Here is a 26,244-nt window from a genome sequence, read left to right as displayed (position 1 = left end):
AATTAATCGTTATTATCAACCACTTGTTTCTCAAGTGACTTAACCCGTTTAAATAAATCATCTAACTGACGATAGCGGGCTCCGTTGCGGCGCCATTCGCGATGATTTGTCGCCGGAATACCCGAGGCATAGACCCCCGGTTCGGTAATTTCTTTAATCACCATGGCGAATCCCATAATCTGCACATCGTCACAAATGCTGATATGCCCGTTAATTGCCGAGGCGCCGCCAATCATACAGCGCTTACCAATGCGGCAACTGCCGGCCAGAACGGTACAACCTGCGATAGCGGTATCTTCGTCGATGAACACATTGTGGGCAATCTGACACTGATTATCGATGATACAGCCAGAGCTGATGATGGTATCGTCTAAGGCCCCCCGATCCACGGTGGTACTGGCTCCGATTTCTACATTATCGGCGATGATAACGCGGCCTATCTGAGGTATTTTAAGCCATTTACCATTTTCAGGAGCCCAGCCAAAACCATCGGCACCGATAACTGCAGCAGAATGAATAATGCAGTTAGCACCAATTTCGCAGCGATGATAAATATTTACCCCTGACCAAATACGGGTGTTACTGCCAATGACTGCCTGGGGACCAATATGGCAATGGGCACCAATACTGACGTTGTCGCCAATAATCGCGCCCTCTTCTATAACAACATATTCGCCTAAGCTGACGTTATCTCCCAGTTGCGCGCTGGCAGCTACTTTTGCCGTCGCCGCATGGCCCACTGCCGGAAGTGGGGTGGTATCCAGTAATTGAGCCACCTTGGCAAACGCCGCGTAGGGGTTGGACACAATAATACCCGCTTCCACAGCACTATCCTGCGCGTCTTTAGGCGACAGCAAAATAGCGCCTGCGCGGGTGCTACTGAGTTGCTGCTTGTAGCGGCTGTTTGCTAAAAAAGCAATTTGCCCGGCTTTTGCGGATTGCAGTGTTCCAACACCCTGGATGACTCGGTTCGCGTCGCCACGAACCTCGCCACCGACATGCTCGGCTAACTGCTGCAGGGTATATTCAGCCATGCATTAATTACCTGAAGTCATCTCAGTAACTACTTCGTCCGACAGGTCGTTATCTGCCTTCATAAAGGCAACGGCGCTGCTTTCCAGAACTAAATCATAGCCCTGTTCACCAGCAACGACAGTGATCGCTTGCTGCACTTCACCCAATAACTCGTTACGCTCTTGTTGCTGGCGACGACGGGTATCTTCCTGTAAAGCTTTTTGTTTCAGCTGAGCTTCAGATACTACTTGCTCCAGTTCACGGCTTAACTGAGTCATTTCAGCTTCAGACATGACGGAAGCGTCGCGCTCCTGCTCCTGGCGCAGCTCCTGAACTTTTTGCTCCAGTTGACGCATTTCTTCAAAGCGATCCTGAAACTCAGCCTGCAGTTCCTGAGAAATCTGCTCGCGCTGAGGTAGTTGCTGAAAAATAGACATCATGTCCACTACGCCAATCTTTTGCTGAGCCTGCGCTGCGCCGGCAAACAAAGTTGTTGCTAATGCAGCCGTAACCGCCGTGCTTTTAATTAAAGTTTTCAATGTAAACTCCTCAAATTTCATGTTGTTCTGACATTTTTTTAACTGACGTATTAAAAAGTGGTACCGATGTTGAACGAGAAGATCTGGGTTTCGTCCCCTTCAACTTCTTTCAGTGCCCGGCCGAGCGAAAAGGTTAATGGCCCCATAGGTGAAATCCATTGCACTGATACACCGGCCGAAACTCGAAATTCGCCCGGATCGCTGTAATCAGATAACGGTTGGCTATTACCAATTAGCTCTGCGTCTTTGTACTTGTCATAATCGAATTCAGTATCCCACACTGTGCCAACATCCACAAACACGCTGGTGCGCACACTGTTGCGCATACCCTCGTCAACAAAGGGCGTAGGGACAATTAGTTCTACACCACCAACCATTTTAGCATTACCGCCAACCGCAAAGCGGCTGACCTGAACCGATTCACTACTCGCGCCCTCGGGATAACGAGACGGTCTTCCGGTCAGATCCGGCGGTCCCGTTAACTGGTCGGCAAAGCTATAGATAGCACGTGGTCCTACGGTATTAGGCTCGAATCCGCGCAGGTCACCCTGCCCCCCGACCCGGAAAGATTCCCAGAACGGCAGCAGGTAATCATTACCGACACTGTCTTCACCGTAACCATTACCATAGCCCATATTAAAGCGAGTTAACAACGACCACTGTTGATCATCCGACAACGGTAGATACCATTTAAAGTCGTAGTTAGCACGAAAATACTGAATGTCACTAAAGGGTGCCGAAACATCAATTGATGCCCGCTGTGATGACCCCGAGGTCGGGAACCGTCCCCGATTTAAGGTAACCCGGCTCCAGCCCGCATTTAATTCGTAAATATCAAAGGCAACGCCCTGGTCCGGGTTATCCCGGTCAAGAAATGCAGAATAGAATTTTCTAATCTGCTCATAGCCATCAACGTTACTGACTTCCTGCTGTTTAAAGCCGACACCAAAATTAAAGCTGTTAATTTCGTCTACCGGGAAACCGATACTTGAGGCCACACCGTAGGTTTTTTGATTATAGCGAATTAAGTTTTCTGCCTGGCCTGCATCAAACTCACTCATATAAAGCTGGCCCGACAGGCTGACACCATTGACCGTAAAATAGGGGTCGGTATAAGACAGGCTAAAGTTTTTATTAAAGCGGCTGGTAGACACGTTAACGCCCGCACGGTTCCCCGTACCGAGGAAGTTATTCTGCTGAATACCGGCATTTAACTGCAAGCCTGAATAGTCGCCGTAACCAATACCGGCGTTAAAAGAACCCGAAGGCTGTTCTTTTACCTTATAAGTAATATCCACCTGATCATCATTGCCGTCCACTCGCTGAGTCGACGTTTCGACGGTTTCGAAGAAGCCCAGACGTTCAAGCCGGACTTTGCCCTGCTCTACTTTACCGTCCGACAACCAGGCACCCTCTAACTGGCGCATCTCGCGTCGGAGCACCCGATCCTGCGTCAGGCTATTACCTTCAAAATTAATGCGGCGCACATAGACTCGGTTACCCGGGTCTACAGAAAAAGTCAGTTTAACGGTTTTTGCATCATCGTCGCGCTCAGGTATGGCGCGAACTTCAGGGTAAGCATAGCCAAACCGGCCGTAGAAGCGGCTGATCATATCCTCTATGTAGGTCACCTGAGCAGCATTATAAAGGCTATCTTCTTTAATGGTTGCGATGCGTTTTACCAGCTCATCGTGACCTTTTAGCTCACCAATAACATCCGTGCCGCTGACCCGGTATTTTTCGCCTTCTTCAACATTCACGGTAATGTAAATGCCCTCGCGATCCGGCGTCATGGACACCTGTACTGAAGTCACTGCAAACTGCAAATAGCCACGATCGCGATAAAAAGATTCCAGCGTTTCCAAATCACCACTGAGCTGCTCTTTTTGATAACGTTTTTCGCCGATAAAATTCCACCAGGGCAAACTGTCAGTCAGCTCGAAGTTATCGATTAATAACTCATCCGGGAAAGCCGTATTACCGACAATGTTTATTTGCGCTATTTCCGCCGCGTCGCCTTCGTCGAAGTTCATTTGCAGTTCGACACGGTTACGGGGTAATTCGATGACTTCTATATCGACCTGAGCATTGTACTTACCAACGCTGTGAAAAAAGTCTTCCAAACCTTTTTCAATACCGGCGATCGTGGTTCTGTCAAGGGGTTCGCCAGTAACGATGTTATTGTCCTGAAGGCTTTGCTCAAGTTGTTCGTCCTTGATGTCTTTATTGCCTTCAAAGGTAATTTCCGCAATGGTCGGCCGCTCACTAACCTGAAAAATCAGCGTATTATCGTCGCGCTGAACTTCGATATAATCAAAGTGCGTTGACGCGTACAAGGATTTTATCGCACTACGGATTTGCAGCTCACTGACATCGTCGCCGACCCGCACCGGAATGTAGGTTAAGGCGGCCCCCAGCGCAACACGCTGTAACCCTTTTACTTCGATATCTTCGACGACAAATTCATCTTGTGCGTGGACCGGCGCTATCGCCGCGGCGACCATGGCACTCACTAACAGCTTTTTAAACGTCATTATTAATAGCTACTTATTGTTGATTCTAAATCAGAATGCATAACGGATAATATCATTGCTAATCGCAACGAACATCAGTGCAAACACCAGAGCTGCACCTATCCGGTAGCAAACATCTTGAACTTTTTCTGACAACGGTTTGCCCCGCGCCCACTCCACCGCGAAAAACGCCAGGTGGCCACCATCCAGCACCGGCAGCGGTAGCAAATTGATAATGCCTAAATTAACACTCAATAATGCCAGAAAACTTAAAAAATAAACAAATCCATTGCCGGCGCTCACGCCGGCTCCCTCAGCAATACTTAACGGCCCCGCCAAATTTTTCACCGATACATCACCGGTCAGCAATTTACCGATCATTTGTACGCTGATAACCATCAAGTCCCAGGTTTGCTCAGCTCCCTGAATCAAGCCGCCGACAATACCATATTGATGGTTGAACACATAACCCTCAGGCAAAGGTTCTGTTTTAGGCACAACACCAAGATAACCTATGACACCTTCGGCACCTTCGCGTTCACCCACCCGCACAGAAATTTGTTCTGTTTGCCCTTGTCGACTAATGGTGAGTTCAATCGTCTGACCCGCTCGTTCGCGGATTTTATCCGTCAGCTGTTGCCAACTTTCCAGGCTTTCACCATTTGCCTGAAGTATTTTATCGTTTGCCTGTAGACCTGCCTGCGCTGCCGGCGAATCATCCATGACCTCAGCCAGTTCGGTGTAAACCGTGGGCCGGTATACTTCAATACCCAGACTTCCGAAAGTTGACTGCGTTTCAGGGTCAAATTGCCAGTCGCTGATATCGAGTCGTCGTGTCTGTTGCTCTCCAGTTGGTGTCTCTAGCGTAACATCCACGTAAGAATCACCAATCGAGGACATCAGTCCGAGCTGCACTTGTTGCCAGTCATAAGCCTGAATGCCGGCAACCTCAATTATCTCACTGCCAGGCTTAAGGTCCGCTTCAGCAGCAATAGAACCGGGCTGAACATCTCCCACTACAGGCTTAACCGTAGGAACCCCGATTGCAAACATTAACCAAAGCACGGCAACCGCAAGAATGAAGTTAGCGATCGGCCCGGCCGCAACGATGGCAAACCGTTGATATACCGACTGCGCATTAAACGATAAATGCTTCTCTTCTTCCGGCACATCATCGATACGTTCGTCTAACATTCGTACGTAGCCACCCAGCGGGATTAGTCCGACCTGGTAGCAGGTACCATCCTTAGCTACACGCGACCAAATGGGACGGCCAAAGCCAATCGAATAGGTCAGTACCTTAACTCCGCATCGACGCGCGACCCAAAAGTGGCCAAACTCGTGAAACGCTACCAGAATTCCCAGCGTTACGGCAAACGAGGCGACATACCACAAAAAATCAAACATTGTTCACCTGCTCGAGCGCCTGGCGGGTCCACTGCCGCGCCTGACTATCTAATGCTAATAAATCCTCAATCGAGTCAATTCGGGAGGGCAATTCATGCTCTAAAACACGCGCACACACCTGCGCAATGTGAGTAAAGCCAATCTGTTCATTTAAAAATGCTTCTACAGCCACCTCATTGGCGGCATTTAAACAGGTGGTAGCACTCTGCCCTTGCCAACAGCTATCGATCGCTAACTGGAGACAAGGGTAGCGGGCGAAGTCCGGCGGAGAAAATGTCAATGCGCCAGTTTCGCTGAAATTTAAACCGGGGACGCCGCTGCGTAACCGCTCTGGTAACCCCAGGCAATGAGCGATAGGCGTTCGCATATCCGGTTGCCCCATCTGCGCCAACACTGAACCATCAATGTACTGCACCATCGAATGAATAACACTTTGCGGGTGAATAACAATCTTTAGCTGCTCCGGCTGGCAGTTAAATAACCAACGCGCTTCAATGTATTCAAGCCCTTTATTCATCATCGTCGCGGAATCGACTGATATTTTGCGGCCCATTGACCAGTTTGGGTGCTGACAGGCCGCCGCTGGCGTTTGTGCAGCGAGTTGTTCCAGCGGCAACTGACGAAATGGTCCACCAGAACCCGTTAATAAAATATAATCAATGCCCTGTTCAGCCAACTTCATGGTACCAATCTGCTGCCGCGCCAATTCAGGTAGACACTGAAAAATGGCATTATGTTCACTGTCCACAGGAACAATTTTTGCGCCGCTTTTTATCGCGTGTTCGATAAACAGCTGGCCGCTGACTACCAGCGCTTCTTTATTGGCTAACAATAAGGTTTTACCGGCGTCAATGGCAGCTAAGGTAGGCTTTAAACCTGCCGCCCCGACTATCGATGCCATCACAATATCGCTCTGCCGGGCCGCACTAACCTGCACTAAAGCCTGCTCACCATAAACTACTTCGGTGGCTTCACCAGCAAGCAGTTGTTGCAACTGGGCGGCACTTGTCTCATCACCCACGACCGCCACCTCAGGCTTAAACTCGCGGCACAGTTGCGCCAGTTTAGTTACCTGCGACATCGCCGTTAACGCAAATACCTGAAAACTGTCAGGATGGCGTCGGACAACGTCCAGTGTGCTCTCACCAATAGAGCCCGTCGCTCCTAATATCGTTATACTGCGCATGAGTTAGTGTAAAAACTCCAGGTAAGCCAGGGTGAAAATGGGAACAGCGGCCGTCAGGCTGTCAATCCGGTCAAGGATCCCCCCGTGTCCGGGTAATATTGAGCCACTATCTTTAACCCCGGCGGCACGCTTAAACATACTTTCGTTCAAATCGCCAAAAACTGACGCAACTACGGTAAATAAACCCGTCAGGTAATAACCGGTAAATTGATCAGCCGGTATTTTAGTCCAGTGCGCAACCACCATCATTACCACAAACGCCAGGCTGATGCCGCCGCACAAGCCTTCCATGGTTTTCCCCGGGCTGACTGCCGGCATCATTTTATTACGTCCGTAGCGAACCCCGGCAAAATAGGCACCCACATCAGCGGCCCATACCAGCAGTAAAATAAATAGCACTACCCAGCCGCCAAAATACGGCTGTTCATCGATATTAATAGAGCGAACCGTTACCAGCGCAGCCCAACACGGCACAAATATGGCTAACCCGAAACAGCCCACAATCGAGCGGGTGCGCGCCCAGAGCCGGCGACTGGAGGGATAATTGACAATCAGAGCGAGTGCCGCAACCCACCACACACCGCCCACTAAAATGGTGTAGTAAATCAGTGGATCCAGAGTGCCATTTGTCCATAAGTGCTGGTAGGGTGCCAACAAACTGAGTACGCCAATGACGGCTCCAACTACTAATGTGTAGGCAATTCGGCTACTGGTGCGCTTAACGCCCATTAACGGAGACCATTCCCAGGCCCCGAGCATCAATACCAGCTGAATAAATAAAGAAAAGCCCCAAAGCGGCAACAAGAAAACCGCGTATAAAGCGACCGGTATTAACAGCAAAGCTGTGAGTATTCGTTGTTTTAACAAAAATTTATTCCTCTACCCGGGTTTCAATTTTTTGTATCACGCTTTCCAGCTGTTCACTGGTTAAACCAAACCGGCGTTCCCGCTGCGCAAACTCAACAACCGCCTGTAAAAAAACATCATCATCAAAGTCTGGCCAAAGCACCGGCGTAAAATACAGCTCGGCGTAGGCCGCCTGCCACAATAAAAAGTTGCTCATGCGACATTCACCGCCAGTACGGATAACTAAGTCCGGTGTTGGCTGTTGCGCCAGCTGCAGGTGCTGTGCCAGCTGCTCAGGAGTTATCTGCTCGCTAGTCAGCTCACCCTGTTCAACCTGCCGCGCCAATGTTTGTGCAGCCTGAGTTATATCCCACTGGCCGCCATAATTAGCGGCAACATTAAGTGTCAGCAACTGGTTGGCGGCTGTTTTCTGCTCAGCCTCAGCAATACGACGCTGCAGTCGCTCTGAAAACCGGCTGCGGTCACCAATAATCTGCAGCTTTATATCGTTGTCATGTAGCTGCTTCAGTTCACGCTTCAGCACGGTCATGAATAAATCCATAAGCACTGACACTTCCTTTTCAGGACGGCGCCAGTTTTCACTGCTAAAGGCAAATAACGTTAATGACTGAATACCATTGCGCCGCGCAAAGGCAACTGCACGGCGAACTGCTTCAGCACCGGCCTTATGGCCAAAGGTGCGCAGTTTACCACGCTGTTTTGCCCACCGGCCATTACCATCCATGATAATTGCTACATGCTTAGGAACAATTTGCTGTAGCGTTGGAAGATCTGTCATGCTGTTGCCATAAATAATAAAAACGCCGCGTAAGTGCGATTAACACGGCGTTTATAACCAAAATTAGATGCGATCAGAATCAGACCTCCATCAGGTCCTCTTCTTTGTTTTTCAACGCATCATCGATCTGCTTAACGTATTTGTCAGTGATCTTTTGGATTTGTTCCTCAGCGTTACGCTCTTCATCTTCAGTTATTTCTTTTTCTTTCAACAACTCTTTTAAATCGCCATTGGCATCACGTCGGACATTACGCACTGCTACACGACCCTGTTCGGCCTCATTGCGTACGATTTTTACCAGATCGCGGCGACGTTCTTCGGTTAATGCCGGCAGCGGAATACGGATAACCGTTCCTGCTGAAGCTGGATTAAGACCTAAGTCAGAGTCCATAATGGCTTTTTCGACAGCTTGGCTTGAGGAGCGGTCAAACACCGTTAACGCTAAGGTGCGCGAGTCTTCTGTCGTTATGTTAGCCAACTGACGTAATGGCGTATCAACGCCATAATACTTAACCATTACCCCATCCAGCAGACTGGGATGAGCACGGCCCGTACGTACTTTTGACATTTGATTGCGTAATGCATCTACGCTTTTTTGCATGCGCTCTTCGGCGTCTTTTATAATTTCATTAATCACGTTGTTACCTTTTACCTGATTCGTTATTAAATATTTGCGCCACTACTGATAAGTGTACCTTCTTCTTCGCCAAGAATCACTGACCGCAATGCACCCGGTTTATTCATATTAAACACCCGGATTGGCAGACCATGGTCACGGGCCAGTGTAAAGGCGGCTAAATCCATGACTTTAAGCTGTTGCTGCAGGACATCGTCATAATTAATATGCTGGTATAATTTTGCTTCGGGATCCTGAGCCGGATCAGATGAATAGACGCCATCGACTTTAGTGCCTTTCAGAACTAACTCAGCTTCAATCTCAATGCCTCGTAAGCAAGCGGCAGAGTCCGTTGTGAAAAAAGGATTTCCGGTACCGGCAGAAAATATAACAACCCGCCCGGACTTTAACAGGCTGATTGCATCCGCCCAGTTATAGCTGTCGCAGACTCCAGTCAACTCAATCGCCGACATTAAGCGAGCATTCACAAAGGCCCGATGTAAAGCGTCGCGCATTGCTAAGCCGTTCATTACCGTTGCCAGCATACCCATGTGATCGCCAACAACACGGTTCATGCCCGCACGCGCCAGACCCTCGCCACGAAACAGATTACCGCCACCGATGACCAGACCAACCTGGACACCAAGCTCAACCAGCTCCTTAATTTCCTGTGCCATACGATCAAGGACTTTGGCATCAATACCAAATGGCTCGTCGCCCATTAAAGCTTCGCCACTTAATTTTAATAAAATACGTCGGTAACTGGGTTTCGGGTGGGTGCTCATTATTGCCTCGCTTAAGCTTACATGGAGTAACAAAAAATCTATTTAAAAAAAACCGCGCCCTGAACCTTCAAGACGCGGTTTTTGATCATTACTTATCGGGTTGCGACCCAGCCACAAAGATTAACCTTTGCTCGCTGCCGCCACTTGAGCCTGAACTTCAGAAGCAAAGTCTTCTTCTTTACGCTCAATGCCTTCGCCCACTTCAAAACGAACAAAGGTTTCGACATCGGCACCGTGTTGCTTCAGTAGCTCACCTACCGTAACAGACGGGTCCTTAACAAACGGCTGGCCAGTCAGGCTGATTTCACCGGTAAACTTGCGCATCCGGCCTTCAACCATTTTTTCAGCAATTTCTTTCGGCTTACCGCTTTGCATAGCGATATCGATTTGAATTGCGCGTTCTTTTTCAACGACTTCGGCGTCAACGTCTTCCGGCTTAACAAACTGTGGGTTGCTCGCTGCAACGTGCATGCACAGATCGCGCGCCAGAGCTTCATCACCACCGGTTAACGCCACTGCTACACCGATACGGGCGCCGTGCGTGTAAGTCGCAACAACATCGCCACGCTCAATGGTAGAGACACGGCGTACCGCCATGTTTTCACCAATTTTAGCGACCAGGTCTTCACGCATTTTTTCGATGGTTTCACCATCAACTTCTGTTGTGCGCAATTTTTCAACATCGTTTTCTTTATTAGCAAAAGCCGTGTTGATAACCTTTTCGCCAAACGCCAGGAAGCTGTCATCACGAGCAACAAAATCGGTTTCGCAGTTCAGCTCAACCAAAGTCGCCTGGCTGCCTTCAGACTTGACCAAAATGACACCTTCAGCGGCCGTACGACCCGCTTTTTTAGCTGCTTTCGCCTGACCGCTTTTGCGCATCAGTTCAATAGCCGCTTCCATATCACCGTCAACTTCCTGCAACGCTTTTTTGCAGTCCATCATGCCAGCGCCAGTGCGCTCGCGCAGTTCTTTTACCAGAGCTGCTGTAATTGCCATGGTTTTATCCTCAATTATTCTTCAGTTGCTTCAACAAATTCGTCGCTGTCTTTGCCTGCCGGCGCAGAGCTTGCTTCTTTAATCGCATCTGCCGCTGCATTCAAGTATAACTGTACTGCGCGAATTGCATCATCATTGCCTGGGATAATGTAATCAATGTTATCAGGGTCGGAGTTAGTATCAACAACCGAAACCACTGGGATACCCAGATTGTTCGCTTCTTTTACCGCAATGTGTTCGTGATCGGCATCAATGACAAACAATACATCCGGTAAACCGCCCATGTTTTTGATACCGCCGAGACTTTTCTCAAGCTTTTCCATTTCACGGGTGTTAACCAAAGCTTCTTTTTTGGTCAGTTTTTCAAAAGTCCCGTCCTGGCTCATGATTTCCAGGTCTTTAAGACGCTTGATTGACTGGCGAACTGTCTTCCAGTTAGTCAACATACCACCTAACCAACGATGGTTAACGTAATACTGACCACAGGCTTGTGCCGCTTCTTTGATTGGCTCTGCCGCAGCGCGCTTAGTACCAACAAACAAAACTTTACCTTTGTTTGAAGCCACGTGCTGAACGTAGCTCAACGCGTCGTTGAACATTGGCACAGTTTTTTCAAGGTTAATGATGTGAATCTTGTTGCGGGCTCCAAAAATAAAAGGCTTCATTTTTGGGTTCCAGAAACGGGTTTGGTGACCGAAATGGACACCAGCTTTCAGCATGTCACGCATTGACACGTTTGCCATAATCTTTTTCCTTTTTTGGGGGTTAAGCCTCCATGTACCCCATAGCACGACTCATTCTAGTGAGCACCCCGTGTTATGTGCCGGTACATGTGTGGTTTAGAGTTAAAATTAAGATGCCATCAAATTTGGCGCGCAAGTTATACCATAACACCGCACACAACGCAATATAATGAGGATAGCGAAAAGCGTTGGTGGCTGGTAAACTGTGCCTCTAAATTTGGTTTTATTTCGTCTGCTTTAAAGAGAGCTGTGTTAATGGATATTTCAATAAAAACGCCCGCTGAAATCGAAAAAATGCGGGCCGCGGGCCGCCTGGCTGCAAGTGTATTGGAAATGATCGGTGATTATGTCAAACCCGGAGTCACAACAGAAGAACTGGATACTATCTGTCACGAATACATTATCCGGCACGGTGCCACGCCGGCACCCTTAAATTACCACGGCTTTCCCAAGTCTATCTGTACCTCGGTGAACCACTGTGTTTGCCACGGTATCCCCGCTCCGAAAAAATTAAAAGACGGCGATATCATGAATATCGATGTTACGGTTATCCTTGATGGTTATCACGGCGATACCTCGAAGATGTTTATCGTCGGTAAACCGTCAATTCTGGCAGAACGCCTGATTCGGGTGACACAGGAGTCGTTATATAAAGCAATTGAAATGGTTAAACCAGGAATCCAGCTGGGTGATTTCGCCGAGGCCATACAACAGCATGCTGAAAGCCACGGTTACTCTATTGTCCGCGAATATTGCGGCCACGGTATTGGGGCCGGTTTTCATGAAGACCCGCAAATAGTTCATTACGGTAAGGCTGGTACCGGTGTGGAACTGCAGGCCGGTATGTGTTTTACCATTGAACCTATGGTTAATGCCGGTAAGCGCCATACGAAATTAATGAAAGATGGCTGGACTGTATTAACCAAAGATCGCAGCCTTAGTGCGCAGTGGGAGCACACCTTGCTGGTCACCGACGATGGCGTCGAGGTGCTTACCCTTAGAGCGGAAGAAGAGCAACAGTTACCGCGTGTTATTCACCACTAATAAGTGATTATTATGGCAACTACGATGACGTCAGAATCGCTGTCACAGACAGATTTTTTTGGGCAGTGGCCTGCCCTTTCTGAATCACCCTGCCGTGATGCCTATCGCAACCTGCTGGAACAGTATCGGCAGTGGTCAGAGCAACAGTTCATCACAGCCGACATTGACGAATTAATCCATCATCGTTCTGCCTTTTTTGACCACTTGTTAAAACATCTGTGGCAACAACTGCAACTAAATTGCGAGCCGGTTTCGTTAGTCGCGGTCGGTGGCTATGGTCGCGAAACACTGCATCCCGGCTCGGATATTGATCTGCTGATTCTGGATAATACGCAAAAAGCATCAGCGGCTGCCAAGCTGACCGAATTTTTGACCTTTTTATGGGATCTGCACCTGGATATTGGTCACGCAGTTCGCACCGTTAATGATTGCTTTACCCAGGCGGCTAACGACATCACCATTGCCACAAACCTTATCGAAGCACGTTACCTTTGTGGTGACGAGCCCTCTTTCCAGCAGTTCCAGCAACACCTGGTCAGTAACTTCCCCTGGTCCAGCCGCGAATTTTATCAGGCTAAACATGAAGAACAGCAGCGCCGGCATCAGCAGTACCATGGTACCTCGTATAATCTTGAGCCAAATATAAAGTCCAGTCCCGGTGGTCTTCGCGATATCCAGACTATTGGCTGGATCGCGAAACGACATTTTCAGACTCATTCCGATGAAAGCCTGGTTGAATACGGGTACATGACGGCAGATGAATTCGTTGAATTACGCGAATGTATGAACTGGCTGTGGCGCATCCGCTTTGCTTTGCATCTGGAAGTCGGTAAGCGTGAAGACCGGCTGCTGTTTGACTTTCAGCCCGGGGTTGCTGTGCGCCTCGGCTACGGCAATGAAGGCAAAGCCTCGGTCGAGCTGATGATGAAAGACTACTTTAAGGTGGTGTTACGGGTTAGCGAGTTAAACCAAATGTTGTTGCAGTTTTTTCAGCAAGCTATTCTCGGCGCGCAGGAATTACTGGATTCAAAAAATCTGAATGAGGATTTTGCCATCAGCGGAGAAATGCTGACAGCCCGCCATGACCAGGTGTTTGACCAGCGCCAGAACATGATCAAAGCCTTTGTGTTGATTGCTGAAAACCCTCAAATTACCGGTATTCAGTCGCATACGATACGCTTATTGCGCAACGCCCGGGCGCAGTTAAATGAACCACTGAGTTATGACCCCGACTGTCGCTTATTGTTTTGTCAGTTAATTGAGCATCCGCGCGGCTGTGGTCGCCCATTTGCCTTAATGCATCACCACAGTGTGGTCGCCAGCTATCTGCCTCAGTGGCAGCAAATCGTCGGGCAAATGCAATTTGATTTATTCCATGCTTATACCGTTGATGAGCATACCTATCGTCTGGTTCGCAACCTATACCGCTTTAGTGCAGCCGAGCATCAGGGCGAGTTCCCCCTGGCCGAACAGTTAGTCGCCACCATGGAGCGCCGCCATTGCCTGTTTTTAGCGGGCATCTTTCATGATATTGCCAAAGGTCGTGGCGGTGACCACTCCGAGCTTGGTGCTATGGACGCACGTAATTTCTGTCATCAACATGGATACCCTGATGCAGATGCCGAACTGGTCGCCTGGTTAGTTGAACATCACCTGACGTTGTCAGTAACCGCTCAAAAACGAGATATTCACGACCCCGAGGTGATCCAGAACTTTGCCAACCAAATGCAAGACTGCGAACGGATGGACTATTTGTATTGCCTGACGGTTGCCGATATCCGCGCTACCAATCATTCCCTATGGAATAACTGGAAGGCTACGCTGCTGGAAGAGTTATATAATGCTACCCACTATCTACTGAAACAGAACAGCAGTACTCCGACGCTGGATGTACGGCAAAAAATACAACAGAATAAAGCCAGTGCGATGGCGCTGTTACTCAGTGCCGGTTTTGATGAAAAAGAAATTTTGGCTTTATGGGGGCGGTTTACTGCGGATTATTTTTTCCGCCACACGGCAGAGCAAATCAGCTGGCACTCCCAGCATATTCTTAATCTGAATACCGAACAGCTGCCACTGATTTTAATTGGCGACGAAAATAATTACGGAACTACTGAGCTATTTATTTATCACCACGAAGAAAGCCACCTGTTTGCCTCAGTCGCCGGCGTTCTGGACAGTGAACAGCTCAGTATCCTGGACGCGCAAATTCTTGCCACCCGCGATGGCTTTGTAATGGATACCTTTGTATTGTTGCAGCGCGACGGCAAGCCATTGACCGATCCGCGACGTATAGAGGATGTCAAACAGCAACTGCTGGATGTGTTACATAAGCGCAAGTCGGTGCCGCAAACCCATCGTCCGCTGTCCCGGCGAATGAAAAACTTTAATGTAAAAACCCAGGTGAAATTTATTCCCAGTAAGCATCAGCGGCGCACCACGTTTGAGCTGACCACGCTCGACCGGCCCGGTCTTATCGCCAAGTTTGCCGCTATTTTACAACGTCTGGATGTGGTTCTGCTGGCCGCTAAAATTACGACCATTGGCGAACAAGCGGACGACCTGTTCATTGTCGCCTCAACAAAAAATGAAGCGTTAACAGAAACTGAAAAACAAACTCTGAAACAACAAATTATTAAACACTTAGATTTTTAGCCTAACACCATGATTCAGGAGCTCTAATGGCGATAGATTCTTATAAACAGAAAATTATTGATGCGTTTGAACACCGCGACAACATTAATCCGCAAACGGATGATGAAGAATTACGTGAAGCGGTGCGATACGTAATTGATGAAATTGATCGTGGTGAACTACGGGTTGCCGAAAAACTCTCCGGTGAATGGGTTGTTCATCAATGGCTGAAAAAAGCAGTGCTGTTATCCTTCCGGTTAAACGACAATGAGCTTATCCATGGCGGTGAAACGCGTTTCTGGGACAAAGTACCAGCCAAATTTGCCGATTACGACAGCGTTCGTTTTCGGGCTGAAGGCATGCGCGTGGTGCCGCCGGCAATGGTTCGTAAAGGCGCATTTATCGGCCGTAATGTAGTGGTTATGCCCTCTTATGTAAATATTGGCGCCTACGTTGGCGATGGCACTATGATTGACACCTGGGCTACGGTTGGTTCGTGTGCGCAAATTGGCCGCAATGTCCATTTATCCGGTGGCGTAGGCATTGGTGGAGTACTGGAGCCATTACAGGCCAACCCAACCATTATCGAAGACAATTGCTTTATCGGCGCACGCTCGGAAGTGGTCGAAGGTGTTATTGTTGAAGAAGGAGCGGTTATTTCGATGGGTGTGTATCTGGGCCAGAGTACTCGCATTTATGACCGCGAGAACGATAACATCCTGTACGGCAGAGTACCGGCCGGGGCCGTCGTCGTTCCCGGGGCATTGCCTGCAGCCGACGGTTCTCACAGCCTGTATGCAGCTATCATTGTTAAACGAGTGGATGCAAAAACCCGCGCCAAAGTGGGCATTAATGCCTTACTGCGCAGTGCTGAATAACAAAGCCGCTTAACAGGGCGCAGACCAGCGCCCTACTAAGCGGCAGTAATTCGCGTAATATACTGACGGATATCAGATTTAATCTGACTGCGAATGGCCGTACGTGTGAACAACTCACGCAAGCGGGTCCGGCCCAAACGCCCTCGTCAATTCATCAGGCAATTCTACGGACAGGTCCAGTAATTTGCCGGTATGAGGGTGATGAAAACGGATGTTAGTGGCTGCAAGCAGCAAGCGGTGACTGCCAAAATGGTTCTGGAAAAACCGGTTATGCCGGCCCTCGCCATGACGGCTGTCACCAATGATCGGATGGCGGATGTGCGACATGTGGCGTCGCAGCTGATGCTTACGGCCGGTTTTCGGCTGCAGCTCGACCAGTGAATAGCGGCTGGTATCGTGCTTTTTACTGACTTTAAAGGGTAATTCCACCCGTTCCAGGCATCGGTAGTGAGTAATGGCCTGCTGGGCTTCTTTATCGTCCCGCACCTGTTTATCCGCAATTTTATCCAGCTCTTCTTTTAACGCATAATCAATAACGCCGTGATCATCTGCATAACCACGGACGACAGCGTGATAGGTTTTTTCAACCAGACGCTCAGTCCACTGCTCGTTGACCCTACGCGCCGTATCGCTATCAAGTGCAAACACCAACAACCCTGACGTTGGCCGGTCTAACCGGTGCAAAGGATACACATGCTGACCAAGCTGATCGCGCAATAGCTGCATGGCAAAGACTTTGGCATCGGTTGCCATCCGGCTACGATGAACCAGCAGTCCGGAGGGCTTATCAATAACGACCAGATGCTCGTCTTGATAGACAATAGGCAGAGCTGGGGCCGACACTAAACATCGTCCTGCAGGGGATCAGTACCGCTGAGTAACACATCAAATTCGCGGATCAACGCAATTAACTGTTCATGTTGTTCCAGTTCATTACGGTAAGTCTGCGCAGCCATAGGGCTTACGGCAATGGATTCCGGCAAGGGTTGGTGTCCGTCAATAAGAGCCCACATACGAGGAATCATGACAAACTGAAGCCACTGATGAAATTCTAAAGTATCAACCGCGAAAGGTTGCTGACTTTCCAACGCCTGAACAGGAGGCTGATGCGCTTGCCACAACCCCAGACTATTAAGCTCACGTTCTATTCTGTCCAGTAAACGTGCAGCTTTTTGATACTGCTCCATGGCAGACTCCGTTACCACTTGATCCGAGAAAACCGCTATAATGGCGGCAATAGTGAGTTAATTCATGCTAAAATTCAAGCTTTTGAGGAGATGTTGTGACGCAAACCATCGCTACCTTGGGTGAATTCTTGCAAGCCGGACAGGCCGACTATCAAATTTACGACCTCGGTCGTCGCCTCACCTGCATCGATAATCAGCAGTTCGATGCGATTGAGCGTCAACAACAACCCTACCCTTTCCCTATTCGTCATCAGGCGCAACTTGCGGTTATCTTTCATCACCGCCAGCAACCAAGCAATGATTTTCTTTGGTTTTTGCAATTTCCTCTGGATGAGCGGGGTTTATTAAGCACAGCCGCCCGCGACCATTATCTGGAATTTGTCCTGGGGGCACTTGGCCACGAATTAACGGGCGAACTCAGCGAGCAACAACAACAGCAGTTACAACAAAACCCTTATTTATTTACCCCCAATGAAACTCAGAGGGCAGCCCTGCATGCCCGCATAAGAGTCCAGTACCGGCAGCATCCAAGCCAGTATTTTGATCAGGCCGTTACTTATTTGCAGCATCAACAAACCGACTGGCAGCAACTTGGCCTGCAGGGAATACACGACTGCGCCGCTCGTCTGAATAATTTACCCGAACTTGCCGCTGCGGTAGCGCAGGGCTTTGAGCACTACCCCGGCCAACTTCGTCAGCCGCTGGCCGTCGCCTTAGAACAGCAAACCGTGCCGGCGCGCCTGCGTGATCAACTATTAATTCTGCTCGACAGTGGTGTGGCCGAACTCAGACGGGATGCACTGCGGGCGTTAGCCAGCCATGCCGACAATGGCAGGCTGCAACGTTGGTTAAAACAACAGTTAACTGAGCAAACGCTGGATGCCGATTGTGCAACGATTATCGCTGCCCGCTTATGGCCAGCCTTACAAGATCAGGAAATGATAGTACTTTACCTTGATCTCATCAGCCAACTGCCTGAGCCACTGTTTGACGCGCTGTTTGGAGATATTATTGCCTTACCAACAATCCGTCCCTTATTGTTAAGCCTGATTGCTCAGGGTCAACTGAGCAACAACAGTCTGGCCGCTTTAAACCGCTTACGAGGCCAAATCACAGGTTAACTTAATGATGCTATTTGATGTTCTTTTATTGTTGTTAATAGCGTTGCTGGGGTGGATTTTCTGGCAGCACCGGCAACAGTCAGAAAGTGCCTATCGCCACGCGATTCGTTACTGTAAACAGCAGCGGCTGCAACTATTGGATGTCCGCCGTGATCACACCCGTTGGTCTTTTAAAGGCCGCCAACCGGGCTGGCGGGCAACCTTTAAAATGGGCTTTAGCAGCGATGGTGAAACCCGATACGAAGGCGACCTGGAACTGCATAATCAACAACTGATAGGTGTCCAGTTACCGCCGTTTCGCGATCCTAACCTCTAATCCGCATTGCGCTGACGAAAAAGCAACTCACCGGGTAAATCGGAAATTTCTATCGTAGCCACCGACTGGTAGCCGCGCTGGCTGAAAAAGTCACGCTGCTGTTGTTCGGTGACGTAAACGCCGACACCTTCTGATTCACTGTCCTCAGCGACAATACTGTCCACCGCTTTTAGTAACAGCTGACCAAAGCCACGCTGCTGATATTGCGGCGAGACTGCAATAAAGGCCAACATGTGATACGGCACATCGGGCATGGCCTGTTTTATCCGCCGTTCTTTTTCCAGCACCTGTTTGGTGCTTAAAAAACCAGCTGTCATTAACATCGAAATGCGCCAATGCCAGAACTTGTTCGGTCCAAAACTGTTGCCTGGACGAGTCAGGCAAGCAACACCCAGCAGCGTATCGCCGTCTCGCAAACCAACGATCGGTTGATCATTTTCCCAAAACGCATTGAGGTCTTCACGAATGGCTGCCCTTAAACGTTTTTCGTAGTCACTTTTATCGGCGCGGAAAATACGCCGGAATAATTCGTCACCTTTGTAGGTTTGATAAAGCAAAGAAGCCGCTAATTTTAGATCCTCTGCCGTTAAATAAACCAACTCGCCCGTCGATTGTGAGTCCACTGCCGATGGTGTTGCTTCAACCATAAGTTTTCCTCGCTCTTTTATTTTCTAAAGCCGTTATCAAGCTAGCGAGATTTTTCCACTCTGTCGAGAGCCAATTGACCGGTACCAACCAATTCATTATTAATAAATACCAGTGGCGTACATTCATCCCGGGTCGTATTGCCGTCGCTGTGCAGACGATGGGTGCGGTAATATAAAACCTGAATGTTACGGTTTTCGCCCTGCCAGCGGTCATTAAAGTCCGGCGTACCCAGCCGTTGTCTGACCTCCTCTGCCGATAAGGCCATCGGTAGCGCAGCTATTTTATTGCGATTTTGCTGTTCTCTTTGTTTTCCATCGTACTGCGCCTGGTCATGCTGCAGACCAGTTTCTGATATCACCATGCAGCCGGACAAACTGAGTACGCCGATCATCAAAGCCGTGGCAAGCCCTGTTTTTGTCATTTTTTTTCTCCTTGGTTTGAATAGACGTCTCAAATTTGCAAATAACAAGCCAAGAAGTAAGTTATTGTTTTTTAAAGATTTAGCTCTGACCGTAATAAGCTTTTTTTGCAACTTATTAGTCAGTTTCACCATTATTTGGGGAGCAGCAGCGTAAAAATTCCGCCAAGCTATCCGCTAACACCTGATGCTGTTCTTTGCCAATCCACTCAAGCCCGACCCTGCCGGTCTCATTATCGACCGAAATTAATAAGTCCTCCGCTTCTTCCGCCAGCCCAATAAACAAGGTTTCTGGCTGTTTTAGGTTGCGCTTCATTAAAATATGTCCGGTTAAATTTTGCAGCAAGCGCTCGCCGTCTTCAGGCCCCTGTATTTGCAGTAACAGAACCGGGTGTGGCCTTTCGGCCGACTGGTCATCACCAGGTGGCTGGAAGACAACACCGAGATCACCGGCGTACCAGCGACCATAAAAGGCTTTTAACGCCGGATGAAACCTTAATTCCAGCGCAGTTTCCAGGTCGGAAAAATTCAGTTCGGGCTGTTGCCGGCAGGGTAGCCAATGCACCTGCCCACTGTCGGTTACCTGCTGGTAAATGGGACTTTGCCAATCTTCAATATGATCAGTCAGCAAGGGTCGCACTTGTTGTTGGTAACGCTCCATTAATGCATCGAGAGCTGAGTTCATCTGGCACTTACCTTTAAATATCTTTAGAATATCGGCCATTGTACTTGCGGAGCCGATGAATGCCAAAGAACACTGCACTGGATCACCTAAACCTCGGTCAAATCGCCGATTATCCTGACCATTACGATGCCGACCAACTACAGGCTGTGCCAAGGACATTAAATCGCCAGTCTATCGGCATTGACGAAACGGCGGCTTTGCCTTTCAGCGGCATCGACTTCTGGACCGGCTATGAGCTGTCCTGGCTGAACGATAAAGGCTTGCCACAAGTAGCAATTGGTTATTTTTCGGTACCGGCCGACAGCCCTAACTTAATTGAATCTAAGTCATTTAAGCTGTATCTGAACAGTTTAAATGAAAGCTGTTTCCACAACTGGCATCAGGTGCAGCAGTGCCTTGAACAGGATCTCTCGCGCTGTGCCGGTGGCCCGGTATCAGTCCAGTTAACTTCGTTGACTGAGGCAGCCAGGCAGCCGTTGGCAGAGTTGCCCGGTGAATTGTTAGACGACCAGGATATTGGCATCGACTGTTATGACTATAATCCGGATTTACTGACAGTACTGGATAGTCAGACTGATCAGGAGCTAACGGTAAAAAGCCACTTACTGAAGTCTAATTGCCTTATCACCAATCAACCCGACTGGGGTTCGGTTTATATACACGGTTTTGGTCCACAGCTAGATAAAGCATCGCTACTGCGTTATCTGATCAGTTTTCGCCGCCATAATGAGTTTCACGAACAGTGCGTTGAGCGCATTTTTCAGGATCTGGCACAACTAGGCTTTAGTAAGCTCAGTGTTTATGCGCGCTATACGCGGCGCGGCGGACTGGATATCAACCCTTTTCGCTCCAACTTTGAGGCCGCACCAGCCGAGCAACGGCTGGTGCGGCAATAATGTCAGGCATTAGGGTGCGGGACATTAAGCCACTGTAAAAAGCGCGCCTGCTGTTTGGCCGTTGGCTTTTCCACCGGCTGAATTTTGGCGCCCTGATGCTGTTCTTCACCAATCACCAGTGTCGCCTGGTGCAGTTGATCACGGCGAAAGTAAGTGACCTGTACCTGGTCGCCAACCTGGTATTCACTGATCGCCTCCTCAAAACGGCCACCTGCAGCGCGGTGATCATCATAAGCGACAATCACATCACCAGGAGTAAAACCAGCATCCCAGGCCGGGCTGTCGCGCTCGACCCGCGTCAGTTTAACGCCCTCAGCTGCAGCACTGCCCTGCCAGCCAACCCAGGGTGATGGTTGTTCGTCCGAAGCAAAGCTTAATGTCAAACCGACGCTTTGCAACATCTCTGTAAAAGGCACCTCAGCAACCGGCGAGCTAACGTGCTGCTGCCACCAGTTTTGCCAGGACTGGCCGGTCAAATCCTTCAAAATTGTCAGAACGTCGGCGCTGGTAAAGCCAATTTCGTCAGCATTAAAGCGTTGATACAGTTGGTTGTGAACGTCACGGTAACTGACCTCGCCGTCAGTAGCTTCAATAAGCGCCATATCCAGCATCCAGGAAATCGTCGCACCTTCTGAATAGATATTCACCGAAAAATTCTGAGCCCTGTCTCCGTATTGATCGCTCCAGGCCTCGAACGAAGCTTGCGCTACCGACATAACTTCGGTACCCGGCTTGCGATAATAACGTTCAACATCTTCAGCCAGATGTTCAAAGTACTCATCGGCCTGCATAATATCAGCAGCTAACAGCAGGTGATCCTGGAAATAGCTGGTCGAGCCTTCGGCAATCCAGAATAACTCAGTATAGTTTTCTTGTTGATAATCATAAGGTACCAGCGGAGCCGGACGATAAGCCTTGACGTTCCAGGTATGGACAAATTCATGAGATGCAGTGGACATAAAGGATAAATAGTCGTCACGGCTGGCATAGCTGTAGCGTGGACGCTGAATTATGGTTGAATTACGGTGCTCGGTGGCCCCTCCGGCACCTGAGGTAGCGTGTATCATAAACACATACCGTTCGTAGGGATAGCCCTGCCAAATTTCCGGTCCCGTGGTCACCAGTTTTTTCAGATCAGCCACCGTTTGTTCGGCATCGTAATTACCTTCGCCCCAGAACACCACTTCGTAATCGCGTCCATCAATAGCAAAGCTATACAACTGATTAATGCCTGTTTCTATCGGGCTATCAACAAGAATATCCCAGTTATCAGCAATAAACCGGTGCTCGTCGGTGTTTGCCATGCCTGAAACACTGCGCCAATTGTCCTGTACATCCAGTGTTACCGAAACCGGCTGCTGACGGTATTCATCGGCGTACATAAACACCGCTGATGCGTCCAGGTAGGCATGCGAGTCATCAATATGGCGCGCCCGGCGACCCAGCAGGTCTGCATAAATTTGGTAATTAACCACAATTTCCTGATCGCGGAGCTGGTCGGGAAGCTCAATGCGCCAAGTGCTTTTGTCCACTTTATGCCAGTTAAGCACAGCACCCGTCTCTGTCTCTACGCTGAAGTCACGGACACCATTTGCCAGATTAAGAATACGATAATAACCGGTTCGCCAGGCCGGCATTTTGACGTCCAGATAAGGCTGATCGGTTTCGGGAAAGGTAATACTTACCTGCCCTGTGTGGTGCGTTGGTTCCGTTAAATCAATCTGATAATCGACGTCTGCTAAAGCCGGCATCGCAGCGGCCAGAGCCAAACTGAGTAAGGTTTTTTGTAACACGATAATTCCTCTACGTTTATTTCAACTGATATCAGGGTTGGTCAAGACTAGCATAAAAGCGGCCTTCTGCTGCACTGCGGTGACGTTCAATTGTCACATGGATTAACACAAAGAATTATAAAACTGTAGTGGTTCTTAAGCGCTCAAAATCGTACAATAACAAAGATATTGTGCATGGCAGGCAGCCGTTGCCGAGCAAACAGCAATTAAGGCCCTATTTTGAGTATAAGCAGTAGTTCAGAAGCAAAAATCAAGCAGTTATCGAAGCGTCTTGAACAGAGTATTCAATCCCGTCAGCAGCTAGAGCACGATTACAACCGTGACGCGGCTGAGTTTGCTGATTTGATCGTCAGACTCACCTACGCTTGCCAGGGCATGGACCATGAGCTGGACGGTAAACTGAGCAAATTACGAAGCCAGTTGCAGCGTAACCGTAGTCTTGAATCTGTTGCCCCTCTGATTGATGAAACCAAGGCCCTGATTGAATCCCAGACACTGACTACCCAACGCAACTTAAAACAAAGTTCTGAACAGGCACAGCAGACCTTAAACAGCCTGAAAAAGCAGTCTTTGCCTGCTCCTCTGCAGGCGCAGTTGCAGGGCATTGCAGCACAACTTGAATTGCCGCATATATCGCTTAATCACTATACTCCGATCCTGGTTCAGTTTTTACAGCTGTTGCTGTGCGCCGCCGACCAAACTGCGCCGTCACAAGGCCAGTCGCGCGTTCCCGCACAGGAGCTGCTGGAGTTGCTCAACCGGGTTGACTTTGACGGGTTAACCGGCCAGACAGTGCAACGTGTGCGTTTGCAGTTAGCGCGGCCAGTGTCGGCTGAACAGTTTATGCAACTGGTCATTGAACTCATCAAACAAATTTTTACCAGTATCAACGACGAACGGCAGTCGGCTCAAAGTTTTCTGCTGGAACTTAACCAGACCCTGGGATTAGTGCAGGGCGCTTTGCGCCAAACCTTGTCGCAGCGGGACGAATACACAAAACGCAATGGTAACCTAAACGAGCAGTTGCAGGTAAATATGACGCAACTGAGCGAGTCCGTCAGCGGAGCCACGCAACTGGCCGAATTAAAACAGCTGGTCAGTGCGCATATGCAGTCAATCAGCACCGCCCTGAGACAAAAGTTGAGCATCGAGTCTGACGAAAGGCGTAGTTTTGATCAGCACTTTGATAAAGTGTCAAAACGCCTGCAACAACTGGAACGCCAGGTACAATTTTATAAAAAAGAACTGGCAGAGCAGAAATTTAAAAGCCTGCAGGATGCGTTGACCAAGTTGCCTAACCGGGCTGCCTTCGAAGAACGCCTGGAAGTAGAATTTGGTCGCTGGAAGCGCTATAAAGAACCCTTATGTGTTGCTGTTGCCGATATTGATTATTTTAAACGCATTAATGATAACTTTGGCCACACAGCCGGAGATAAGACTCTGCAGGTGCTGGCCAGTATGCTACGTAAGTCCGTAGAGCAGACCGACTTTGTTTGTCGTTACGGCGGAGAAGAGTTTGTTATTATCTTTCCGCAAACAGACCTTAAAAAAGCGGTTCAGCGTCTCAATCTTGTGCGGGACAAAATTTGTAATATCCCGTTTAAATTCAAAAGTGACGACATTCGTATTACGATTTCTATCGGTATCGCACAGTTTAAAAATGATAATGATACGCTGACCGATGTATTTGAAGCGGCCGACAAAGCTCTGTATGAAGCCAAAAAACGCGGCCGTGACCAAGTGGTCAGCGCAGACTAACAGGCGCCCGGACCACCATAGTGGTGGCGCAACAGGAGTAGTTAATTAGCATGAGAGCCAGTATTTCACCACAGGGCAGTATGTCCCTGTTATCACAACTTGAAATCGAGCGGTTAAAGCAATCGTCGAACAGTCATCTGTACAAATTGTTCCGTAACTGCTGCCTGGCGGTACTGAATTCTGGGAGTCATACCGACAGCAGCGCTGACATATATGATGCATATAAAGACTTCCAGGTTAATATCATCCGTAAGGAACGGGGTATTAAGCTGGAACTTATTGAGCCGCCGGAAGAAGCTTTTGTCGACGGTGAAGTGATTGTTGGTATTCGTGAGCTACTGGAATCTGTCTTACGCGATATTCTGTTCACCGGCGAGCGTTATTCCGAAGCCGAACTGCAGGCCGCAGACAGTGCCACGCTGACGCACGTAGTGTTTGATATTTTACGTAATGCCCGCACCCTGACGCCAATGGAAGAACCCAATATGGTGGTCTGCTGGGGTGGACATTCGATAAACGAAACAGAATATAAATACACAAAACAGGTCGGCTACCACCTGGGTTTGCGCGGCTTAAACATCTGTACCGGCTGTGGTCCGGGTGCGATGAAAGGTCCCATGAAAGGGGCAACCATCGGTCACGCCAAGCAACGGGTCAGTGGCGGTCGTTATCTGGGCCTGACTGAGCCGGGCATTATTGCCGCAGAGCCGCCAAACCCGATTGTCAATGAACTGGTCATTCTGCCGGACATTGAAAAGCGACTGGAAGCTTTTGTACGTTGCGCTCACGGTATTGTTATCTTTCCCGGCGGAGCCGGCACTGCCGAAGAGTTACTTTATTTGCTGGGTATTTTGATGCATCCGCAGAACACGCAACAAAACCTGCCTGTTATTCTTACCGGACCTGAGTCGTCCCGCGCTTATTTTGAAGCTGTTGACGAATTCATCGGCGCCACCTTGGGCGATCAGGCGAAAAACCTTTACCGCATTATCATCGACGACCCGGCCGCGGTTGCTCAGCGAATGCACGCAGGGATGGGCGCGGTCAAGCAGTACCGTCGCGATTCCGGTGACGCTTATTATTTTAACTGGACGCTAAAAATTGACGATCAGTTCCAGCGCCCGTTTATCCCCACGCACGAGAACGTTGCCGGGTTAAACCTTCATCCTGAACAGCCAACAGAGCAGCTGGCTGCTGATTTGCGCAGGGCTTTTTCAGCGATCGTGGCCGGTAACGTTAAAGACGAAGGTATTCGCCAGATTCGCAAACATGGCGTTTTTACTATTCATGGCGAAAATAGTCTGATGAAACGACTTGATGACTTACTGCGTGCTTTTGTCGAGCAGGGCCGGATGAAACTCCCTGGCTCAGTCTATCATCCGTGCTATAAAGTGATTACCGAATAGCGATAATTAGCGA

At 49.1% G+C, this 26,244-nt stretch carries 25 protein-coding genes; 8 read left to right on the top strand and 17 right to left on the bottom strand.

The genetic code is table 11. The annotated features are described in order from the left end of the window. Positions 1-2 precede the first annotated feature (2 nt). The 11 genes from lpxD to rpsB all read right to left on the bottom strand — a co-directional run bounded on the left by lpxD (position 3) and on the right by rpsB (position 11,447). Positions 3-1,034 carry a UDP-3-O-(3-hydroxymyristoyl)glucosamine N-acyltransferase gene (gene lpxD / locus LG288_RS04800; protein WP_404402564.1) on the bottom strand — a complete coding sequence of 344 codons (1,032 nt, stop codon included), beginning with the start codon at positions 1,032-1,034 and terminating at the stop codon, positions 3-5. 3 nt (positions 1,035-1,037) lie between these two features. Next, on the bottom strand, positions 1,038-1,553 hold the full coding sequence (locus tag LG288_RS04795; protein ID WP_404402562.1) for an OmpH family outer membrane protein: 516 nt from the start codon (positions 1,551-1,553) through the stop codon (positions 1,038-1,040). Between the two features lie 50 nt (positions 1,554-1,603). Next, positions 1,604-4,087: an outer membrane protein assembly factor BamA gene (gene bamA, locus LG288_RS04790; RefSeq protein WP_404402560.1), complete on the bottom strand. Its 2,484-nt coding sequence runs from the start codon at positions 4,085-4,087 to the stop codon at positions 1,604-1,606. A gap of 30 nt (positions 4,088-4,117) precedes the next feature. Then, entirely contained in the window at positions 4,118-5,473 is a 1,356-nt protein-coding gene (gene rseP, locus LG288_RS04785; RefSeq protein WP_404402558.1) for a sigma E protease regulator RseP, read from the bottom strand. Continuing rightward, the gene (gene ispC / locus LG288_RS04780) at positions 5,466-6,659 is read right to left on the bottom strand and encodes a 1-deoxy-D-xylulose-5-phosphate reductoisomerase (protein WP_404402556.1); all 1,194 of its coding nucleotides are present in this window, start codon (positions 6,657-6,659) and stop codon (positions 5,466-5,468) included. Before ispC ends, rseP begins: the two co-directional genes overlap by 8 nt. Before the next feature lie 3 nt (positions 6,660-6,662). Beyond that, a complete protein-coding gene (locus LG288_RS04775) occupies positions 6,663-7,526 on the bottom strand; it encodes a phosphatidate cytidylyltransferase (RefSeq protein ID WP_404402554.1) in 864 nt (287 codons plus the stop codon). Positions 7,527-7,530: 4 nt separating this feature from the next. Further along, positions 7,531-8,304, bottom strand: a complete 774-nt coding sequence (uppS, locus tag LG288_RS04770; protein WP_404402552.1) for a polyprenyl diphosphate synthase — start codon at positions 8,302-8,304, stop codon at positions 7,531-7,533. A 79-nt stretch (positions 8,305-8,383) separates the two neighbouring features. Next, positions 8,384-8,941 (bottom strand): ribosome recycling factor, encoded by a 558-nt coding sequence (gene frr / locus LG288_RS04765; RefSeq protein WP_404402550.1) that lies wholly within the window; start codon positions 8,939-8,941, stop codon positions 8,384-8,386. 26 nt (positions 8,942-8,967) lie between these two features. After that, positions 8,968-9,705 (bottom strand): UMP kinase, encoded by a 738-nt coding sequence (gene pyrH / locus LG288_RS04760; RefSeq protein ID WP_404402548.1) that lies wholly within the window; start codon positions 9,703-9,705, stop codon positions 8,968-8,970. A gap of 120 nt (positions 9,706-9,825) precedes the next feature. Continuing rightward, on the bottom strand, positions 9,826-10,704 hold the full coding sequence (gene tsf, locus LG288_RS04755; protein ID WP_404402546.1) for a translation elongation factor Ts: 879 nt from the start codon (positions 10,702-10,704) through the stop codon (positions 9,826-9,828). A gap of 14 nt (positions 10,705-10,718) precedes the next feature. Further along, on the bottom strand, positions 10,719-11,447 hold the full coding sequence (gene rpsB, locus LG288_RS04750) for a 30S ribosomal protein S2 (protein WP_404402544.1): 729 nt from the start codon (positions 11,445-11,447) through the stop codon (positions 10,719-10,721). 255 nt (positions 11,448-11,702) lie between these two features. Here rpsB and map point away from each other — a divergent pair, with 255 nt between their 5' ends. Genes map through dapD form a run of 3 tightly spaced genes read left to right on the top strand, consistent with a single transcriptional unit; the run spans position 11,703 to position 16,003 of the window. Continuing rightward, positions 11,703-12,491, top strand: a complete 789-nt coding sequence (gene map / locus LG288_RS04745) for a type I methionyl aminopeptidase (RefSeq protein ID WP_404402542.1) — start codon at positions 11,703-11,705, stop codon at positions 12,489-12,491. Between the two features lie 12 nt (positions 12,492-12,503). Further along, complete coding sequence (gene glnD, locus LG288_RS04740; protein ID WP_404402540.1) at positions 12,504-15,146, top strand: [protein-PII] uridylyltransferase; 2,643 nt, start codon at positions 12,504-12,506, stop codon at positions 15,144-15,146. A 26-nt stretch (positions 15,147-15,172) separates the two neighbouring features. Continuing rightward, positions 15,173-16,003 (top strand): 2,3,4,5-tetrahydropyridine-2,6-dicarboxylate N-succinyltransferase, encoded by an 831-nt coding sequence (dapD, locus tag LG288_RS04735; RefSeq protein WP_404402538.1) that lies wholly within the window; start codon positions 15,173-15,175, stop codon positions 16,001-16,003. Positions 16,004-16,117: 114 nt separating this feature from the next. Here the strand turns inward: dapD and truC are convergent, their stop codons facing one another. Both truC and LG288_RS04725 read right to left on the bottom strand, forming a co-directional pair. Continuing rightward, positions 16,118-16,846: a tRNA pseudouridine(65) synthase TruC gene (gene truC / locus LG288_RS04730; protein WP_404402536.1), complete on the bottom strand. Its 729-nt coding sequence runs from the start codon at positions 16,844-16,846 to the stop codon at positions 16,118-16,120. Next, positions 16,846-17,190, bottom strand: a complete 345-nt coding sequence (locus tag LG288_RS04725) for a YqcC family protein (RefSeq protein WP_404402534.1) — start codon at positions 17,188-17,190, stop codon at positions 16,846-16,848. The genes truC and LG288_RS04725 overlap by 1 nt, the downstream gene beginning before the upstream one ends. 95 nt (positions 17,191-17,285) lie before the next feature. Here LG288_RS04725 and LG288_RS04720 point away from each other — a divergent pair, with 95 nt between their 5' ends. Then, positions 17,286-18,311, top strand: a complete 1,026-nt coding sequence (locus tag LG288_RS04720) for a DUF3549 family protein (RefSeq protein ID WP_404402532.1) — start codon at positions 17,286-17,288, stop codon at positions 18,309-18,311. 4 nt (positions 18,312-18,315) lie between these two features. Next, complete coding sequence (locus tag LG288_RS04715; RefSeq protein WP_404402530.1) at positions 18,316-18,627, top strand: DUF3301 domain-containing protein; 312 nt, start codon at positions 18,316-18,318, stop codon at positions 18,625-18,627. Here LG288_RS04715 and LG288_RS04710 read toward each other — a convergent pair. From LG288_RS04710 to syd, 3 genes are all read right to left on the bottom strand, one after another. Further along, entirely contained in the window at positions 18,624-19,274 is a 651-nt protein-coding gene (locus LG288_RS04710; RefSeq protein WP_404402528.1) for a GNAT family N-acetyltransferase, read from the bottom strand. The two genes, LG288_RS04715 and LG288_RS04710, sit on opposite strands and share 4 nt — an antisense overlap. 41 nt (positions 19,275-19,315) lie before the next feature. Continuing rightward, positions 19,316-19,696: a DUF3192 domain-containing protein gene (locus LG288_RS04705; protein WP_404402526.1), complete on the bottom strand. Its 381-nt coding sequence runs from the start codon at positions 19,694-19,696 to the stop codon at positions 19,316-19,318. Positions 19,697-19,811: 115 nt separating this feature from the next. Beyond that, positions 19,812-20,378, bottom strand: a complete 567-nt coding sequence (gene syd, locus LG288_RS04700; RefSeq protein ID WP_404402524.1) for a SecY-interacting protein — start codon at positions 20,376-20,378, stop codon at positions 19,812-19,814. Positions 20,379-20,437: 59 nt separating this feature from the next. Between syd and queF the strand changes: the two genes are divergently transcribed. Then, positions 20,438-21,274: an NADPH-dependent 7-cyano-7-deazaguanine reductase QueF gene (gene queF / locus LG288_RS04695; protein WP_404402522.1), complete on the top strand. Its 837-nt coding sequence runs from the start codon at positions 20,438-20,440 to the stop codon at positions 21,272-21,274. A gap of 2 nt (positions 21,275-21,276) precedes the next feature. On the opposite strand, the gene LG288_RS04690 is transcribed toward queF, so the two are convergent. Beyond that, on the bottom strand, positions 21,277-23,025 hold the full coding sequence (locus LG288_RS04690) for a M61 family metallopeptidase (RefSeq protein ID WP_404403030.1): 1,749 nt from the start codon (positions 23,023-23,025) through the stop codon (positions 21,277-21,279). Between the two features lie 261 nt (positions 23,026-23,286). On the opposite strand from LG288_RS04690, the gene LG288_RS04685 reads away from it, so the two are divergent. Together LG288_RS04685 and ppnN are read left to right on the top strand one after the other, a co-directional pair. Beyond that, complete coding sequence (locus LG288_RS04685; protein WP_404402520.1) at positions 23,287-24,825, top strand: diguanylate cyclase; 1,539 nt, start codon at positions 23,287-23,289, stop codon at positions 24,823-24,825. A 50-nt stretch (positions 24,826-24,875) separates the two neighbouring features. Beyond that, entirely contained in the window at positions 24,876-26,231 is a 1,356-nt protein-coding gene (gene ppnN, locus LG288_RS04680; RefSeq protein ID WP_404402518.1) for a nucleotide 5'-monophosphate nucleosidase PpnN, read from the top strand. The last annotated feature ends 13 nt before the right edge of the window (positions 26,232-26,244 follow it).

It is taken from the genome of Idiomarina seosinensis (genome assembly GCF_044797955.1).
GTDB classification, from domain to species: domain Bacteria; phylum Pseudomonadota; class Gammaproteobacteria; order Enterobacterales; family Alteromonadaceae; genus Idiomarina; species Idiomarina seosinensis_A.
Note: the sequence above shows the minus strand (reverse complement) of the source record. Positions and strands in the feature narration are given on the sequence as shown.